General features: G+C 54.7%; 16 protein-coding genes and 1 riboswitch. Of the genes, 7 read left to right on the top strand and 9 right to left on the bottom strand.

What is annotated here, in order from left to right; all coding sequences use genetic code 11:
• Positions 1-26 precede the first annotated feature (26 nt).
• Positions 27-246, top strand: a riboswitch (cobalamin riboswitch).
• 32 nt (positions 247-278) lie between these two features.
• The 6 genes from GO984_RS07390 to GO984_RS07365 all read left to right on the top strand — a co-directional run bounded on the left by GO984_RS07390 (position 279) and on the right by GO984_RS07365 (position 3639).
• Positions 279-449 (top strand): CbtB domain-containing protein, encoded by a 171-nt coding sequence (locus GO984_RS07390; RefSeq protein WP_138161981.1) that lies wholly within the window; start codon positions 279-281, stop codon positions 447-449.
• Between the two features lie 4 nt (positions 450-453).
• A complete protein-coding gene (locus GO984_RS07385) occupies positions 454-1146 on the top strand; it encodes a CbtA family protein (protein ID WP_157021925.1) in 693 nt (230 codons plus the stop codon).
• Positions 1147-1207: 61 nt separating this feature from the next.
• A complete protein-coding gene (locus GO984_RS07380; protein WP_157021924.1) occupies positions 1208-1708 on the top strand; it encodes a hypothetical protein in 501 nt (166 codons plus the stop codon).
• 104 nt (positions 1709-1812) lie between these two features.
• A complete protein-coding gene (gene cobF / locus GO984_RS07375; protein WP_157021923.1) occupies positions 1813-2562 on the top strand; it encodes a precorrin-6A synthase (deacetylating) in 750 nt (249 codons plus the stop codon).
• A gap of 120 nt (positions 2563-2682) precedes the next feature.
• Positions 2683-3069 carry a cupin domain-containing protein gene (locus GO984_RS07370; RefSeq protein WP_157021922.1) on the top strand — a complete coding sequence of 129 codons (387 nt, stop codon included), beginning with the start codon at positions 2683-2685 and terminating at the stop codon, positions 3067-3069.
• Between the two features lie 165 nt (positions 3070-3234).
• Entirely contained in the window at positions 3235-3639 is a 405-nt protein-coding gene (locus GO984_RS07365; RefSeq protein ID WP_167740259.1) for a GFA family protein, read from the top strand.
• A gap of 74 nt (positions 3640-3713) precedes the next feature.
• Here GO984_RS07365 and GO984_RS07360 read toward each other — a convergent pair whose 3' ends face one another.
• The 7 genes from GO984_RS07360 to GO984_RS07330 form a co-directional block, all read right to left on the bottom strand.
• A complete protein-coding gene (locus tag GO984_RS07360) occupies positions 3714-4493 on the bottom strand; it encodes an MBL fold metallo-hydrolase (RefSeq protein WP_157021920.1) in 780 nt (259 codons plus the stop codon).
• Positions 4494-4739: 246 nt separating this feature from the next.
• A complete protein-coding gene (locus GO984_RS07355; RefSeq protein ID WP_157021919.1) occupies positions 4740-5669 on the bottom strand; it encodes a fumarylacetoacetate hydrolase family protein in 930 nt (309 codons plus the stop codon).
• 89 nt (positions 5670-5758) lie between these two features.
• On the bottom strand, positions 5759-6598 hold the full coding sequence (locus GO984_RS07350) for an EamA family transporter (RefSeq protein ID WP_157021918.1): 840 nt from the start codon (positions 6596-6598) through the stop codon (positions 5759-5761).
• A complete protein-coding gene (pbfA, locus tag GO984_RS07345; RefSeq protein WP_157021917.1) occupies positions 6595-7953 on the bottom strand; it encodes a (R)-1-hydroxy-2-aminoethylphosphonate ammonia-lyase in 1359 nt (452 codons plus the stop codon). The genes GO984_RS07350 and pbfA overlap by 4 nt, the downstream gene beginning before the upstream one ends.
• A gap of 70 nt (positions 7954-8023) precedes the next feature.
• Positions 8024-9493, bottom strand: coding sequence for a phosphonoacetaldehyde dehydrogenase (phnY, locus tag GO984_RS07340; protein WP_157021916.1), 1470 nt, complete (start codon positions 9491-9493; stop codon positions 8024-8026).
• Position 9494: 1 nt separating this feature from the next.
• A complete protein-coding gene (gene phnA, locus GO984_RS07335) occupies positions 9495-10739 on the bottom strand; it encodes a phosphonoacetate hydrolase (protein ID WP_157021915.1) in 1245 nt (414 codons plus the stop codon).
• Between the two features lie 18 nt (positions 10740-10757).
• The gene (locus tag GO984_RS07330) at positions 10758-11945 is read right to left on the bottom strand and encodes a 2-aminoethylphosphonate--pyruvate transaminase (RefSeq protein ID WP_157021914.1); all 1188 of its coding nucleotides are present in this window, start codon (positions 11943-11945) and stop codon (positions 10758-10760) included.
• 113 nt (positions 11946-12058) lie between these two features.
• On the opposite strand from GO984_RS07330, the gene GO984_RS07325 reads away from it, so the two are divergent.
• Positions 12059-12949, top strand: coding sequence for a LysR substrate-binding domain-containing protein (locus GO984_RS07325; protein WP_157021913.1), 891 nt, complete (start codon positions 12059-12061; stop codon positions 12947-12949).
• Positions 12950-12989: 40 nt separating this feature from the next.
• Here the strand turns inward: GO984_RS07325 and GO984_RS07320 are convergent, their stop codons facing one another.
• Complete coding sequence (locus GO984_RS07320; protein ID WP_157021912.1) at positions 12990-15011, bottom strand: putative 2-aminoethylphosphonate ABC transporter permease subunit; 2022 nt, start codon at positions 15009-15011, stop codon at positions 12990-12992.
• Positions 15011-16147 carry a putative 2-aminoethylphosphonate ABC transporter ATP-binding protein gene (locus GO984_RS07315; RefSeq protein WP_342448063.1) on the bottom strand — a complete coding sequence of 379 codons (1137 nt, stop codon included), beginning with the start codon at positions 16145-16147 and terminating at the stop codon, positions 15011-15013. The genes GO984_RS07320 and GO984_RS07315 overlap by 1 nt, the downstream gene beginning before the upstream one ends.
• Between the last annotated feature and the right edge of the window lie 39 nt (positions 16148-16186).

Genomic DNA, 16186 nt, shown 5'->3' with positions numbered 1-16186 from the left:
AAACTTGACCCCCCGATACCCAATAAGGCACATTGACATGATATGGTGTCCGCACAGCGCAAAGCGTTAGGACTGAAACGGGAATGAGGAACGGCGGACCCAATTGCGGCGTCGAGACCTCAACCGCCCCCGCGACTGTGAGTGGCGAGCGGCTTTCCAAACCACTGTCGGGCAACTGCCCGGTGGGAAGGGGAAAGTTGGCTGTGACCCACGAGTCAGGAGACCGGCCATGTGGAACGCAATTGATGCCGTCGGGTGTGACGGTAAGGAGAGACAAAATGACGACTAAAACACTGAACGCTTCCGCCGCTGGCCTTGGTTTTCTGCCAGCCGTATTCGCAATCGTTCTGGGCCTGGGTGTTGTTACCCTGACTGGCCACGTACAGGCAGCCGCCCTGCATGACGCCGCGCATGACGTGCGTCACGCAACTGGCTTCCCCTGCCACTAAGCAGATGTACACCCGAATTTTAACCAGCGCGTTGTTCGCTGGTGCTGCAGCAGGGCTGATTGCCGCCCTGCTGCAGTTGGTATTTGTGCAGCCTGTTCTGCTCCACGCCGAGCTTTATGAGACCGGTGAGTTGGTACATTTCGGCGGTACAGCTGTGTCCGCACATCCCGAGCTGCCTGGCTTTGACGCCATGCGCGACGGACTGAGCATCGTTTTCACCATGCTGACCTACACCGGTTACACGCTGGTGATGGTGGCGCTGATGTCCATGGCCGAAGACCGAGGTGCCGCGATCAATGCGCGTACCGGCCTGATCTGGGGCATCGCAGGTTTCATCGCCTTTCACCTGGCACCGGGGTTCACCCTGGCACCCGAAGTTCCGGGTGTTGCTGCTGCTGATGTTGGCGACCGTCAAGTCTGGTGGACTGCAACGGTGGCAACTGCTGGTGTTGCCATGTGGTTGATTGCCTTTGGTGGCAACAAGATCAGCTATCTGATTGCTGTTGCGCTGCTTATGGCACCGCACCTGATCGGTGCACCCGAGCCTGACAGCTTCTCAGGTCCGGTGCCAACCGAGATCGGCGCTCTGTTTGCCGCCCGCGCCTTTGGCGTTGGTCTGGCCGCATGGGCCCTGGTGGGCACCTTTGCTGGATACTTCTGGCAAACCGAAGGTGAACGAGCCGAGGCCTCAGCCTAAACAAAGCTCCCTCCCCCTTCGCCATAACTGGCGGAGGGGTTTTCATTCACGAGGAAGAAGAATGTCCCGCCCTCTCGCACTATTTGCCATTGGCCTGATTTTTGGTGGCGCTGCTGGTTTTGTCACAGCCGCCGGTAACGGTGTTACCTTTACTGGCCATGATCACGGTGACCCCACCCAACATGGCGGCGGCGAAAGCCACGCAGAAATGTCAAGTCACGACCATGCCGGTGCGGTGAACCTGCCCGCAGGGGAAAATGCCCCAGGTCTGGAAGTCAAAGTCACCAAAGATCCGATGGCCGGTTGGAACCTGCATGTCATGCCGCAGAACTTCCGCTTTTCGCCTGAAAATGCCTCAAAAGAGGATGTCGACGGTGAAGGCCATGCGCATGTCTACATCAATGGTACCAAACTCGGCCGCCTCTACGGCAACTGGCTGCACATCGGCGACCTGCCCAAGGGCAACGTCGAAGTAAAAGTCTCGTTGAACGCCAACAGCCACAGCGCACTATTGGTTGATGGTGCACCGGTCGAAGCCTCGGTTTCAGTAAAAGTTAAGTAACGACATGGCCCGGCCGATAGGTCGGGCCGCGCCTGACCTTCCCCCAGGAAGGCGCTTTGCACCTTCCCAAGGTCAGCCGCGCCTCTCGTCTTAGGAGCCTAACAATGATCGACCTGACCCTGATTGGCATCGGCACCGGCAACCCACAGCACCTGACGTTGCAGGCCATTGAGGCCCTGAACGCCGTAGATCTGATCCTGATCCCCAACAAGGGCGCGGGCAAGGATGATCTGGCAGGCCTACGTCGCGAGATCTGCGATCAGGTGATCCGGAACCCGGATGTCAAAATCACTGAGTTCGACCTTCCCACGCGCGACCCCAAAACCACCGACTACCGTCAACGCGTGGACGATTGGCACGACGCCATTGCAAGGGTTTGGGCAGATAAGATCGCCACCCACCTGCCCCAAGGTGGCAAAGTTGGTTTCCTGGTCTGGGGTGACCCCTCGCTCTATGACAGCACCATGCGTATTGCCGATCGTTTGCAGCGTCAGCAAAAGATAAATCTGTCTGTAGTTCCCGGTATCACCTCGATTCAGGCCCTGACGGCCAGCCACGCTATCCCGGTGAATGAAATCGGCGCACCGTTCACCATCACCACCGGCCGTCAGCTTCGCGATCATGGCTGGCCAAACAGCGCTGACACACTGGTAGTTATGCTGGACGGAGAATGCTCGTTCCAGAGCATTGAGGCCGCAGACACTCATATCTGGTGGTCAGCCTATGCTGGCATGCCCGAAGAGATCCTGATCTCTGGCTCATTGAATGATGTAAGCCAGCGCATTGTGGACACCCGCGCCGCAGCCCGAGCCGACCATGGCTGGATTATGGATATCTACCTGCTGCGCCGGTAGCGCTCTGCGATCCTTGCCCTAAGTCAACACCTGCGCTTCCATCATCAGTCCGCAACTTGACAGAGCCGATATCTCCTTCAATCCTTATTGGGTAGTAATTCATCGACCAATAGGACAGCCATGGCCAACCCAGATACAACGCCGGTAAAATGTACTCGACTTTATGCTGATCCGGCAGGAGAAAGCCATTTCGAAGAAATTGAGTTTGAGCTGAGTTCAGTCCAATACGCGCCCCCAGCCCCAGCACTGGATATTTCTGAACCTACAGCCGCGACCAGTTTCTTCTGGCTAAGGTTTCCCAGAGACTGGACCGATGCCGCCCATCCCTCTCCGCGCAGACAGTTGTTCATAGTGATTGAGGGCAAAGTCGAAGGATGGACCAGCGGTGGTGAAACGCGTGTGTTTGGGCCCGGTGATCGTTTACTGATGGAAGACACCTCCGGCAAAGGTCATGGAGCAAGGCCGCTGCAAGGTGACGCCCTGGCCATTGTGGTGGTGCTGCAATAGTGGCCCCTGAACTGCACCGAATACAGGCCAACATTTCTTCTTTTCGTCCAGAATGTTCGAAACACCTTTCGTTCACGGAGGTGGATTCAACTGGGGCTAACGGCTTGCGACGCATTTATGTTCACGTTATGTTCACATCAAAACGACACCTTGAAAGGACATCACGTGATCAACGGAAGCTGCCTCTGCGGCACTGTAAAATTTCAAATCTCGGGCGAACCGTCGTCATTGAGCTATTGCCACTGCTCCCGGTGCCGCAAATCGGCAGGCGTGTTTTCTGCGGTGTTAATCGGCAAGGCTGACGACCTGTCGATCACGCAAGGAGAGGATGCGATTGCCCGGTTCATGCCAGAAACGGACGCCAAGTTTGAACGCTGCTTTTGCCAGACATGCGGCACCTCACTCGGCGACATGGCGTCCGGGGACTATTATGTGGTTGCGGCCTCTGCTCTGGATGATGATCCCAAGATACGGCCAACCCTTCACATCCACACCGCGTCAAAACCTGACTGGTATGAAATCGTTGATGACCTGAAGAAGTTTGACGGCGATTATATCCCTGACGCGTGAGCCGCAGCGATAGTCGCAATTCCTGATGGCAGCTCGTAAAACCAGCCTGTGATTTTACGAGCTGCCAAATTGCTTTAGACCATGCCTTTTCCCTTGCCGTACCAGTCCCCTTGCTCAACCCGAATTGCGCTGTCTAGCAGGCCGGCAAATGCAATCGGGTCCTGGCTCCCACCGTCTTTGCCACGGTAATGATAAGGGATGACTACAGATGGCTTAAACTCGTTCACTGCACTGGCAGCGGCCTTGATATCCATTGTAAACGGCAAGTTCATGCACAACAGCGCAACGTCAATATCTTTCAACGCCCTCATTTCGGGCACATCTTCCGTATCGGCAGACAGATACAGGCGCATACCGCCAATCGTCAGGACATATCCGTTGTCGCGCCCTTTGGGGTGAAACTTCAATCGACCTTCGGTGGTGTTGTAGGCAGCTACTGCGTCAATCCCAATTGGGCCAAATCTAGTGGTATCCGCGTTGCCAATGACCTCTGCTCGATCCGCCAATTCAGCCGTCATTTTGTCATGCGCCCCTTTGTTTGAGATCAGTGTTGTCCCTTCACGCATTACAGCAGCCAGTGTTTCATTGTTCAGGTGATCGCCGTGATGGTGCGTGATCAGTACGAGATCGGCAGGCGGTAAATCCGCATACTGTGCAGGATCTCCTACTGGATCTGCGTAGATCACACCCATCGGAGTTTCGATAACAAGGGAGGCATGGGAAACTGGGGTCAAACGAACAGCGCCATCAGCAAACTGCAAGTCATGCCCCTTTGCGTTTGCGAGACAGGGCAACACAGAAATTGTCCCTGCTGCGGCGACTGTGGACTGCAAAAACGTACGTCGTGAAAACATATTTACCTCCGGTTTGGGGTCAGGAAATTCAGCCTTGGACGAGGTGGTAAGTCACGAACTCAGCTGAGTTGCGACTGGTTTAATGTCATGTCTAATCAAGCGGGCCTGTGCCTGTAGAAAATGGGCACGACCCAATGTTGGGCCATCATACTACAAATCTGGGTCTTTCGATAGCTAGACCGTGGTAACGAATGAGACAGGCCACAAACATCATTTCTTTTCAATTTCCCGCCTTCGTCTTATCTGTCAGTGCTCTTTGACAATCCGGTTGGCCAGAACACCGATCCGTTCAATTTCGAGCTCAAACTGATCTGCGGGGTTCAAACGTCTGCCAGTTTCCATCCCACAACCTGTCCCCACAGCCCCAGAGCCGATAAGCTCACCGGGGTAAATCGTTTCCGACGCAGAAATATGGGCAAGGATAGCACCAAAATCATGCTGCATATCCCGGCTGTTGCCTCCGCCCCAATGCTCTCCGTTCACCCGCACTTGCATCTCCAGTGTGGCCGGATGCGGCACCTCGTCCGCAGTTAGAATATAGGGGCCAATGATGTTACCTGTATCAAAATCCTTACCCTTGGCCGGCCCCAGCTGACCCGCCATTTCGGCCATCTGCGCATCGCGCGCTGAGATGTCATTCAAGATCGTATAGCCAAAAATATGGTCAGGCGCTTGCTCCAACGTGATGTCTTTGCCCTGCTTGCCGATGACAATTGCCAGCTCCAGCTCAAGATCCAGATGCTCTGCGTAGTTCGGCCAGATCACGTCAGCCCCATGCCCGACAAAAGACATCCGGTTGCCCTTGTAATAGATCGGCTGCCGATACCAGACCTTTGGAATGGAGAACCCCCGACCGGTCAGCCGTTCAGCAGCCGAAAAGCTATTTTCCAAGTGTTCTTTGAAGGCCAGGCAATCGCGATACTGCACCGGTAAGATTGGTGGCAGAAACGAAACCTCTTCAACATGCAGACAGGCGGCTCCGGGTGCAAGATCAAGCAATGCAGCGGCCTGTGCAAGCCCTTGCTCACCGCTGTGGATCAGAGAAAGCATATCAGCAAAGGCAGTAGGATCCTGTTCCAGAAACGTGGCTGACTGCGCCAAGTCCAGCAACGTTCCACGCTCCATCACGGCAACAACGCGGGGCTTACCGTCATACATCACTGTTGCTAGTCGCAAGGCGTTCCTCCTTGTTCGACCGGTTTGTTCGTTCCGGTGTCCCATTGAAACTACAACGGAATCCGAGAGACGCCACTCTTTTTGCTAAGCTATTTGGTCAACCCGATACAGATGATACCCAAGGACACAATGACACCCGCGAGCAAGCGTCGGCGTTTGGGGCCTTCGCCAAACCACATCACGCCTATCATCGCGGCAAAAATAACCGAAGTTTCACGTACGGCCGATACGACACCCAGCGGTGCCATTGTGTTGGCATATAACACCAACCCATAGGCGGTGCCTGATAGCACCCCTCCAAGATAGCCCAGGACCAGGGTTTTTGCCTTGGTTTGCCGCAGCCGTCGCCAACGGGTGCCAAAAACAAAGACCGCGACTGCCAGTTCAGAAACATAGAGCCAACCAATGTAACCCATTGCGTTGTCTGCTTGGCGCACACCTACACCATCGACCAGTGAATAAGACGCCACAATGACGGCGGCCCCTACCGCCGCCAAGACGCCACCAAGCGGTATGCCGCCACGCACAATGCCCTTGGTCAGGATCAGCACACCACCGGATATGGTAAACACACCAATCCAGGCCAGCCAGGGCAGTGTCTCGCCTACCCAAAACTGCGCACCCAATGCAATCAGCACCGGAGACAGCCCTCGGGTTATTGGATAAATCATGCTGAGATCGCCCAACCGATAGGCAACGTTCAGTAAGAAATAGTAGCCCCAGTGGATCACAGTTGATGCAATCACATAGGGAACAGCCCCCCAGCCGGGGGATGGATACATCATGACAAGTATCACACCCGGCACCACATGCCCGAGCGCGATCATCCCCAACATAATCGTCTTGTCGCCGGCACCTTTGACAACGGCGTTCCAAAATGCGTGCAGGAACGCCGCACCAAGGACGATTAGAAAGGTGGTCGAACTCACACGGTTTCATCCCTAATTGCTGCGATGACGATATCCAGTGCGACGTCCAAATCTTCGCGGGATATGGTCAGTGGCGGCGACAGTGTCAGCACTGACCCCTGTGAGATCTTGTAGCTGAGCCCTGCCTCCAGACAGGCGTAATAGATCTTTTCAGCACGGCCGACATCGGGGGTTTTGTCGGTGTTGTTATTGACGATCTCCACCCCAAACATCAGTCCACGACCTCGGATATCCGCGACAATTGAAAGATCATCCAATTGGCTGTGTAACTTAGCCAGCGCATAATCTCCAAGTTCGGCGGCACGTTCGACAAGCCCGTCTTCTTGGATAATCTGAATTGTGGTCAGGGCCGCGCGGGCCGTAACCGGGTTTTTTTCATGGGTGTAATGCCCAATGGCAAAGTCACCACAGACATCCAGTTCAGGACGCACGATACAGGCGGCTATTGGCAAGATCCCACCGCCAAGGGCCTTGCCCACTGTCAGGATATCCGGAACAATCTCATCATGTTCACAGCAGAACATCTTGCCGGTTTTGCCCAGACCCGTGGGAATTTCATCCAAGATCAACAGCGCGCCATGTTTGTCACAGATTGCGCGGATCGCCTTCCAGAAACCCGGCGGCGGCACAATCGGTACTGCGCGCATCGCCTCAGCGATGACAGCTGAGACATCGCCTTCACGCTCCAACACATAATCGAGCATATTGGCGCAGGCCGTGGCGCTGTCTTCCAGCGTTTTGTGACCATAGGGGCAACGGGTTGGGTGGAACGGTGCGATGTGTTCGGTGCCCGGCAGTAGCGGCCCGGCAATATGGCTGCGAAACGTTGCTTCGCCACCAACCGACGAAGCACCAAGGCCCGCGCCGTGAAAGGCATCCCAAAAGGAGACTGTTTTGAACCGGCCGGTGGCCGCACGGGCGATTTTTAGCGCCACTTCGTTGGCGTCAGATCCGCCGGTGGTGAACAGGACCTTGCTTAGGTCACCAGGGGCGATTTCGGCCAGCTTTTCAGCCAGTTCCACAGCCGGATCATTGGTGAAACGACGTGGGGCAAAGGGCAGATCATCTAGTTGGGCCTTGATAGCAGCAATCAGTTTGGGGTGGCCATAACCGATATGGTGGACCGAGTTACCATGGAAATCCATGAACCGGTGCCCATCCTTGTCCTCAATCCAGATGCCATCCGCCTTGGCGATGGTGCTGACACAGGGGCTGGACAGGCTTTGATGTAGAAACGCTTCGGAATCACGCGCCAGCAGAGGTTTGGATTTTGGGCCGATGGACTTTTTCAGCCAGGCTTTGCGGGCGTCCGAGGTATTGGACTCCCCTTCGGTGTGTACGATCTGGGGTGTCATGATGCCTCGACCAGTAGTGTGGAAAAAAGCGGGGCCCAGTTGGGGCCCCGCAGTCGGGGAGAGTTCCGGGTTAGTTGGGCCAGGGCAGCGAGTAAGTCTTGACGTTGGTGAAGAACTTCATCGCCTCAGTCACGCCTTCTTTGACGCCATTGCCGCTGTCCTTGATGCCGCCGAATGGCGAGGTTTCAATGCGGTATCCGGGTTGTTCCCAGATGTTGCAGGTTCCTACGTCCAGCCCGTTGATGTAAGAAATCGCCCGGTTCAGGTCATTGGTGCAAACACCCGAGGACAGGCCAAACTCGGTTGAGTTCGAGATTGCCATAACCTCTTCGTCATTGTCTGGCACCCGCACAATTGGCACGATGGGTCCAAAAGTTTCTTCCATCACCAGCTCGCTGTCATGGGGTACGTGGTCAACCACAATTGGCGGCAGCAATGCGCCCTGACGGCCGGGATGATAGAGAATTTTTGCCCCTTCTTTTTCGGCCTGATAGACGCGGTTTTCAAAAATCTCAGCCGCCTGGGAATGGATCACACAGCCCAGTTGCGTTTCAGGATCCTGTGGATCACCGAACTTGATCGCCTTGGCTTTTTCCAGAACCAGCGGCACAAATTTCTCGGCAACACTTTCCTGCACCAGGATACGCTTGATCGCAGTGCAACGCTGGCCCGAGTTTCCAGTCGCACCGGCCACAGCAATTGTTGCGGCCTTTTCAAGGTCTTCATCACTCAGATCGTTGCAGATGATCAGCGGGTCATTGCCGCCCAATTCCAGCGCCTGACGCTTATAACCGGCTTTGTCCGCAATGATTTTCCCCACAGGCACACCACCGGTAAAGGTGATGATGTCGATGTTATCATTGGTGATCATTTCATCGCCGATGTCCTGCGGCAGGCCAGTAACGATCTGGAACATTTCTGGCGGCAAACCGGCATCATACAGAATATCAGCCAGAGCAATTGCCGTCAGCGGCGTCAGCTCGGTTGGCTTGCAGACCATACAGTTGTTGGTGGCAATCGACGGAGCGATCTTGTGACTGACCATATTCAGCGGGTGGTTAAACGGTGTGATCGCTGAGATCGTACGCACAGGTTCCCGCTTGGTATAGATCTTACGATCCTTACCGTTATGGGTCAGGTCACAGGAAAAAATCTCACCATCATCATTCAGCGCCTGATGCGAGGCAAACTGGTAGACATCCTGCGCGCGTTTGGTCTCGTAAATGGCGTGCTGGTGGCAGATGCCCAGTTCCAGTGTCAGCCATTTGGCCAGATCCTCGCGCCGCTCGCCAATCAGCTCACCAGCGCGTTGCAGGATCTGGCTGCGCTCATAGCGGGTGAGTTTGGATTTATAGTTGGCCGCAATTTCAAAGGCCTGTCTGGCATGTTCGGCGGTGCCCGCAGGCACCGTTCCGATCACTTCATCCGTGTAAGGATACTTCACCTCGATCACGTTATCGGTAAAGACTGTCTTGCCCCCGATACGCATGCCTTCGTGGCGAACTTCGATCTTGTCTGCCATGGTCTGGTTATCCTTCATATCAAAGCGCCGCCGCGGTGGTGGCGTAGAAAAACGCATCAAAATTGCGCAGATCCGGTTTGCTGCCCAGATCGATCACACGGTTGACGATGAAGGGGACAACCTGCTCGGTCAATCCGCCATGGCTGCGCAATGGTTCATTCAGCGCAGCCAGATCGTGGCGGTGCTCAGAGGTGCCGATGCAGATATTTTCGCCTGAGACCATGACGATATCGCCAATACGGTCGGCAGGCAGTTCAAAATCTTCGACAGCACGTTCTCGGGTCAGAACATGGGTCATACCCGGGATGGCCTGCAAGCGAGCGACCACGTCGTTCCGATCAGCGCCATCAGGCAGATAGGCGGTGGCAAAAGATCCCAGCGCGCCGTGATGTACCACATAAGGGTCAGTGATTGGCAGGATCACCCGCGCAGCGGCCTCACCCAGCCATTCGTCCAACACGTCCTGCACATAGATCACCGCAGGCGAACCATCGGCCAGATGCTTGGGTTTCATGCCGTGGTCGGCAGTGACAACAATCGCTGCGCCCATTTCGTCCAGCTGCGCTAGATACTTGTCGAACATTTCATAGAACGATTTGGCGTCTGCGTCATCGGGCGCGTATTTGTGCTGCACATAGTCGGTGGTGGTCAGATACATCACGTCCGGCTGCCACTCGGCCAGCAGTTTGACGCCCGCAGCAAAGACGAATTCGGACAGATCAGCCGAATAGACTTCGGGCTGAACCATACCCAGCCATTTGCTGGCCTCGTCCTGACCGTGCTCAGCTGCCGTCGAAGTATCGGATTTCTCGGCCGAGAAACACTTGGCGCGGTCATCATCAAATGACAGGCCAGCACCCAACAAAGCGCGCAGCTTGTCTTTGGCAGTGACAATCGCCACCTTAGCACCGGCCTCGTAGAACTTAGAGAACACTGTGGGCGCGCGCAGGAAACGCACGTCGTTCATCATAACTTCCTCACCGGTTTCCGGCTCGTAGAGGAAATTACCACAGATACCATGCACGATTGGCGGACGACCGGTGGCGATGGACAGGTTGTTGGGGTTGGTGAACGATGGGATCACCGAGTGGGCTAGCCGGTCAGTGCCAGTTTCACGCATACGTTTCAGCGTTGGCATCAGACCATCAGCGATGGCCTTATCCAGGTACTCAGGCTCGCAGCCGTCCAGACAGATCGCAATCGCGCAGACCTTGGGGGTGGGATAAATGCGGCCATTGGCTTCGACAGGGGATATAGTAGTCATGGGTCTTCCTTTACGTATTCAGGCCGCCAATTTGGCGCGTTCTTCCAGTGCTCGGGCGGGAGGTGTCGCGGTTTTCACGCCCATCTCTGCCAGAGTATCCTTTGCTGCGGCAATCACCTGCCGCATTACATGTTCATCCATCTGGCCAATGCAGCCTATGCGGAAACTTTCAACCACAGTGAGCTTGCCGGGATAGATGATAAAGCCCTTTGCCTTCATCAGATCGTAAAATTCGCTAAAGACGAATTTCGGATCTGCCGGGCAGAAAAAGGTAACGATGATGGGCGACAGCCAGCGATCTTTGAGCAAGGTTTCAAAACCCAACTCGCGCAGACCAGCCACCATCACATCGCGGTTGCGGGTGTAGCGCGCGCCGCGGCCCTCGACCCCGCCTTCAGCCTCATGGGCGCGCAGGGCTTCAAGAAAGGCAGCAACCACATGAGTAGGTGGCGTGAACCGCCACTGGCCGGTTTTGTTCATAGTGGCCCATTGGGCATGCACGTCCAGACTGATCGAGGTGCTGTTGCCTTTGGCGGCTTCCAGCTCGGACTTGCGGGCAATGACAAAGCCAAATCCGGGTACGCCTTCGATACACTTGTTGGCCGAAGACACCAGCGCCTCATAGCGCACCTGTGCCACTTCCAGCGGTATCGCACCAAAGGCTGACATGCTGTCGACCAGCAACTTGCGCCCCGCAGCGTAGGTCACCTGCGAAATTTCCTCCACCGGGTTCAAGATACCAGAACTGGTTTCACAGTGGATCGCCACCACATGAGTAATGGCCGGATCATCCGCCAGGATCTGCGCCACTTCGTCGCCGCGCGGCGGCAGGTAATCACCTTTGTCCAAGATCACATGATCGCGGCCCAGATATGCAAGGGTCTGAGCCGTGCGCTGGCCATAAGCTCCATTGGCCAACACCAGAACCTTGCCGTCACGCGGCACAAAGCTACCCAGCATTGCCTCAACCGAGAATGTGCCACTGCCCTGCATTGGAACGCAGTCAAAGTCATCTGCGCCCTGCCCCAGCATCGCCAGCAGCCGTCTGCGCATTTCAGCAGTCATGGCGCGGAAGTCATCATCCCAACTACCCCAGTCGCGCAACATGGATTCTTTTACAGCATATGAGGTGGTTAGCGGCCCAGGCGTCAGCAGGTAAGGTTCGCCCAGACGGGGGGATTCTATCGCGTTATCTCGGCTGGTCATGGTGGTCTCCGAACACTCTTTTCAAGGTAAGCATTGCGGCATGTCTGGCCATATGTAAAATTGTAAAAAACGATTAATCTATAGGTTCCCCCTATAGCACAAGGAAGCTGTTCATGCGCCATAGCCAGTTGAAGGCATTTCATCATGTCGCCCTATTGGGAGGCTTCTCTCGTGCGGCTGAATCACTGCACCTGACACAACCGGCAATTTCAGAACAGGTTCGCAAATTGGAACAAGAACATGACGTTTTATTGTTCAGCCGGGATCGTAAACGGGTTCGGCTGACAGATGCTGGCGAACGCTTGTTTCTGATGACCAAACAGTATTTTGAGATCGAACAGCACATCCACGACTATATGTCTGAAACCAGCGCAGCGATTGATGGCACCCTGCGTATCATCGCTGATTCTGCGCATCATGTTACAGATATCTTGCGAACGTTTCGGACCAGGTATCCCAATGTCACAGTCAGTTTGCGCGTGGGTAACACCGGCGAAATCCTGGAAGAACTGCGAGCCTATAACGCCGAGATAGGCGTCGCTGGCAGCCCATCACCAGGCAAAGACATGGAAGTGTTGGATCTGGGAGCCACTGAAATTATTGGGTTTGCCAGCAAAGGGTTATTACCGGCGGGAAAAACAACCGTAACCTTGAAAGAACTGTCAAAAATGCCACTGGTTTTCCGCGAAGTTGGCTCAAAAACTCGGGAAAAGCTGGTTCAGGAGGCGGCAAAGCAACGTATTTCCCTCACCCCAGCAATTGAGGCCGAAGGACGCGAGGCTGTACGCGAAGTGGTGGCTTCGGGTGCCGGGATTGGGTTTGTTTCATTGGCAGAGTTTGGCCACGATGAACGGCTGGTGCCAATTCAGGTCGTCGGCACTAATATTGCCATGAGTGAATCCCTAGTTCATCTCGGCCAGCGGCGAGACGTCAAAGTGATCCGGGCCTTTATGGATTGTGCTCGCGGCATACAGACTAAAAAAGTACCCCCTGCCAAAGTTTGACCTTTGACAGGGGGAATACTCGTTAACAACGCCGTGGTATTTAGCGCGCGCGCCAGGCCTGCGTCCGCCGCAGAATGCCTTTGGAGGCAATCAGGTGCAAAATGCGGGCCGCAGCATTGGTGTAGAAGATCATCATTCCCATCGCCGCTGCAGGTGCGATATCCCCTGCATCATCCATGTTGAGTACCGCGATTGAGGCCAGTGAGGTTTTTGGTGAGTACAAAAACACCACCGCTGACACCGTGGTCATTGCGTTGACGAACAGGTAGATCGAAATATCCAGCACCGCTGGCATACAAACGGGCACTGTGACCCTGCTGAACAGTTTCAGAGTTGGCTGTTTTAGTGACGCCGACACCGATTCAAATTCTCGATCCATTTGCTTCAATGCCGTTACCGCCGTCAGGTGCGACACTGTGTAAAAGTGTGTGACAGCGGAAATAACCAGAATGGCCATGGTTCCATAGATCACATTCAGCGGATTGGACGGGTTGTTGAAGAAGAAGATGTAAGCAAGGCCCAGGACCATTCCCGGAATGGCCATCGGCAACATTGCAATCATCTGGAACAGCGACCTGCCTACTCGGAAGCCTTTGGATTTTTCAACCAGATAGGCCCCAAAGAAGATGACTGCGGTCCCTACAACTGCTGTGATCAAACCTAGCTTGATCGAGTTGTAGTAAGACCCCCAACCGCCGCCATCCATTTTGTCGAACTGGTAATTGTTCAGGGACAAGCTTAGATCATAGGGCCAAAACTTGATCAGCGCAGCAAATTGGCAAACCGCAAGGATACCAACAATGAAGAGACCAACCAAGCTGGAGTAGATTAGGAAAATCCGATCCATCTTTGGATTGGGATTGGGTTGATAAGGAACTGATCGCGCCGAAAGCGCAGCAACCTGTTTGCTTTGCACATACCGATCCAGTGCGAAGGCAAAGATAGCCGGAATGATCAGAACAACGGAAACCACCGCGCCCATCTCAAAGTTTTGCTGACCAATCACCTGCTTGTAGATATCGACTGCCAATACGTTGAACTGGCCGCCGATCACTTTGGGCAAGCCAAAATCGGTGATGACCAGATTGAACACCACAAAGCTGGCGGAAATCAGACCGTAGCGCGCACCGGGAATGGTAACGGTCCAGAAGGTGCGCCACGGCGTGGCCCGTAACGATGACGCCGCCTCGTATAGCCGCGCATCAGAGATCGCCAGCGCGGTTGAGATGATCAGGAAAGCATGGGGAAAGGTGAAGAATACCGAACCGATGACAATGCCAATTGGGCCATAGATACTGGCACCAAAGAGCAGTTCCTTGAGCATACCTTGATTGCCGAACAGATAGACAAGTGCAATCCCCGGCAACAGCGAAGGTACCAGGATTGGAGCCATTGCAATCAGCCGGAACACGCCTTTGAACCGCATACAGCTTCGGTTCAGAGCATAGGCAAACCAAAAGGCCAGAGTGACGGTGACCACGGTGCTGACAACTGCGATGAACAAGGAGTTCTTGATCGAGTTGAACAACGCAGGAGTCGAGAAGTAATTGACAAAGTTGTCGAAACCCGTGGATTTCACAGGGCGCAGCTGAACACGGCGGAAGCTGTTGCTGTCTAAGGTGGTCCATTCGGTATCGTCATGCAGGGTGGAGCCCACCAGAAAGCGCCCGCCAGGCTGGGCGTTGCGGATCTGGTACATCACCGGACTGCGGAAACTGAAATCAGGAAACAGCTGGGTGACTGGCAGGCGGCTATCTGAGCCGGCGCTCAAATCAGTATCGGAATAGGCACCCGTTGCGGCATTCAAATCTACGGGATTCAAGATCGCCCCATCAAACACGCCGTCCTGATCTGAAACCTGCATTTCATACTGTGACAGCTCAAACCGGTAGGTCGAGAAAGATTTCGACAGCATTGCGTAGAGCGGAAAGGCCAGTGTCACCACCAGATACAAGGCGATCACAATCATGCCGCTGCGCATGATGACATCATCACGGCTCAGCTTACTTTTGATCACTGGGCCCGGTGGCATTGACGAGATATTAGTTGACGGGCTGGTCATCAGTTTGCCTCCACACGGGGGAAGGCCATCAGCCGGTCCTGTGGTAGTTCGACCACCATGTCTTTGCCCTCCTCCAATTCAAACCGGCGCACGGCATTGATAGAAAAATCAGCTATAAGCTCAGACGCGCCAAAGTACTCATTCTGCAAGCGGCAACGCCAGAACGACCCTAGAAACTCCATCTCTGCCAGCTTCACCGTGAATACGTTTTCCGGGTCTCCGATAACGTCTGTTTCGTCGGATGCACTTGTGCCGTTGCCGTGAGGGATCACATCTTCGGGCCGGATGGCGGCCACAATAGTTTCACCGTCGGAGAAGTGGTGAGTCTGGCTTTTTACGATATCACTGTCTGCGCCAATCGAAATACCGGCCTTACCCCGAGCGGTGGCCGGAAGCTGATTCATTTCACCAATAAAATCAGCCACAAACAGGTTGGCAGGTTCGCGGTAAATCTCGGTCGGAGAGCCAACCTGTTCGATAACGCCCTGATTCATCACAACAATCTTATCTGCCATGGTCAGCGCTTCTTCCTGGTCGTGCGTCACCATGACTGTGGTCACACCCAGTTTTCGCTGCAGCTCTTTGATTTCATGACGCAGGTGAACCCGCACCTTGGCATCCAGCGCCGACAGCGGTTCATCGAGCAATAGCAAGCCGGGATTGGTGGCGATGGCGCGTGCCAATGCAATCCGCTGCTGCTGTCCACCTGACAATTGTGCAGGGTACTTTGTGCCTTGATCTGGCAGGCCCACGAGTTCGAGAAGCTCATGAACGCGCACGGCAATTTCTGATTTATCGCGTCCGGTATTTTCCAGGCCGAAGGCGATATTTTTCTCAATCGTCAGGTTGGGAAACAGGGCATAAGACTGGAACACGATGCCAAAATCCCGTTCTGAGGGCGGCAGGTTCGACACATCCTTGCCATCCTGCATAACCGAACCTTTGGTTTGCAGATCCAACCCGGCGATGGCCCGCAGCAAGGTGGTTTTGCCGCAGCCCGAAGGCCCGAGGAAACAAATAAATTCACCCTCATGTATGTCCAGGGATATGTCTTTCAGAGCCAGGAATTCGCCAAAGGCTTTCCAGAGGTTCGAGATACTCAGGTAGAGTTCGCCTGATGCTGTTGCTTGCGTCACGGAATTGATCCTTCGGTCTGCGCTTTGCGCACGGGCCGA

The sequence above is a fragment of the Parasedimentitalea huanghaiensis genome, assembly GCF_009753675.1.
GTDB lineage: Bacteria > Pseudomonadota > Alphaproteobacteria > Rhodobacterales > Rhodobacteraceae > Parasedimentitalea > Parasedimentitalea huanghaiensis.
Note: the sequence above shows the minus strand (reverse complement) of the source record. Positions and strands in the feature narration are given on the sequence as shown.

What these genes read in the sequence shown, in the direction of transcription:
- phnY (WP_157021916.1), bottom strand. Translation starts at nt 9,493, where the DNA reads ATGAAGGATAACCAGACCATGGCAGACAAGATCGAAGTTCGCCACGAA.
- GO984_RS07380 (WP_157021924.1), top strand. Translation starts at nt 1,208, where the DNA reads ATGTCCCGCCCTCTCGCACTATTTGCCATTGGCCTGATTTTTGGTGGC.
- pbfA (WP_157021917.1), bottom strand. Translation starts at nt 7,953, where the DNA reads ATGACACCCCAGATCGTACACACCGAAGGGGAGTCCAATACCTCGGAC.
- GO984_RS07320 (WP_157021912.1), bottom strand. Translation starts at nt 15,011, where the DNA reads ATGACCAGCCCGTCAACTAATATCTCGTCAATGCCACCGGGCCCAGTG.
- phnA (WP_157021915.1), bottom strand. Translation starts at nt 10,739, where the DNA reads ATGACTACTATATCCCCTGTCGAAGCCAATGGCCGCATTTATCCCACC.
- GO984_RS07360 (WP_157021920.1), bottom strand. Translation starts at nt 4,493, where the DNA reads ATGTTTTCACGACGTACGTTTTTGCAGTCCACAGTCGCCGCAGCAGGG.
- GO984_RS07385 (WP_157021925.1), top strand. Translation starts at nt 454, where the DNA reads ATGTACACCCGAATTTTAACCAGCGCGTTGTTCGCTGGTGCTGCAGCA.
- GO984_RS07330 (WP_157021914.1), bottom strand. Translation starts at nt 11,945, where the DNA reads ATGACCAGCCGAGATAACGCGATAGAATCCCCCCGTCTGGGCGAACCT.
- GO984_RS07390 (WP_138161981.1), top strand. Translation starts at nt 279, where the DNA reads ATGACGACTAAAACACTGAACGCTTCCGCCGCTGGCCTTGGTTTTCTG.
- GO984_RS07370 (WP_157021922.1), top strand. Translation starts at nt 2,683, where the DNA reads ATGGCCAACCCAGATACAACGCCGGTAAAATGTACTCGACTTTATGCT.
- GO984_RS07325 (WP_157021913.1), top strand. Translation starts at nt 12,059, where the DNA reads ATGCGCCATAGCCAGTTGAAGGCATTTCATCATGTCGCCCTATTGGGA.
- cobF (WP_157021923.1), top strand. Translation starts at nt 1,813, where the DNA reads ATGATCGACCTGACCCTGATTGGCATCGGCACCGGCAACCCACAGCAC.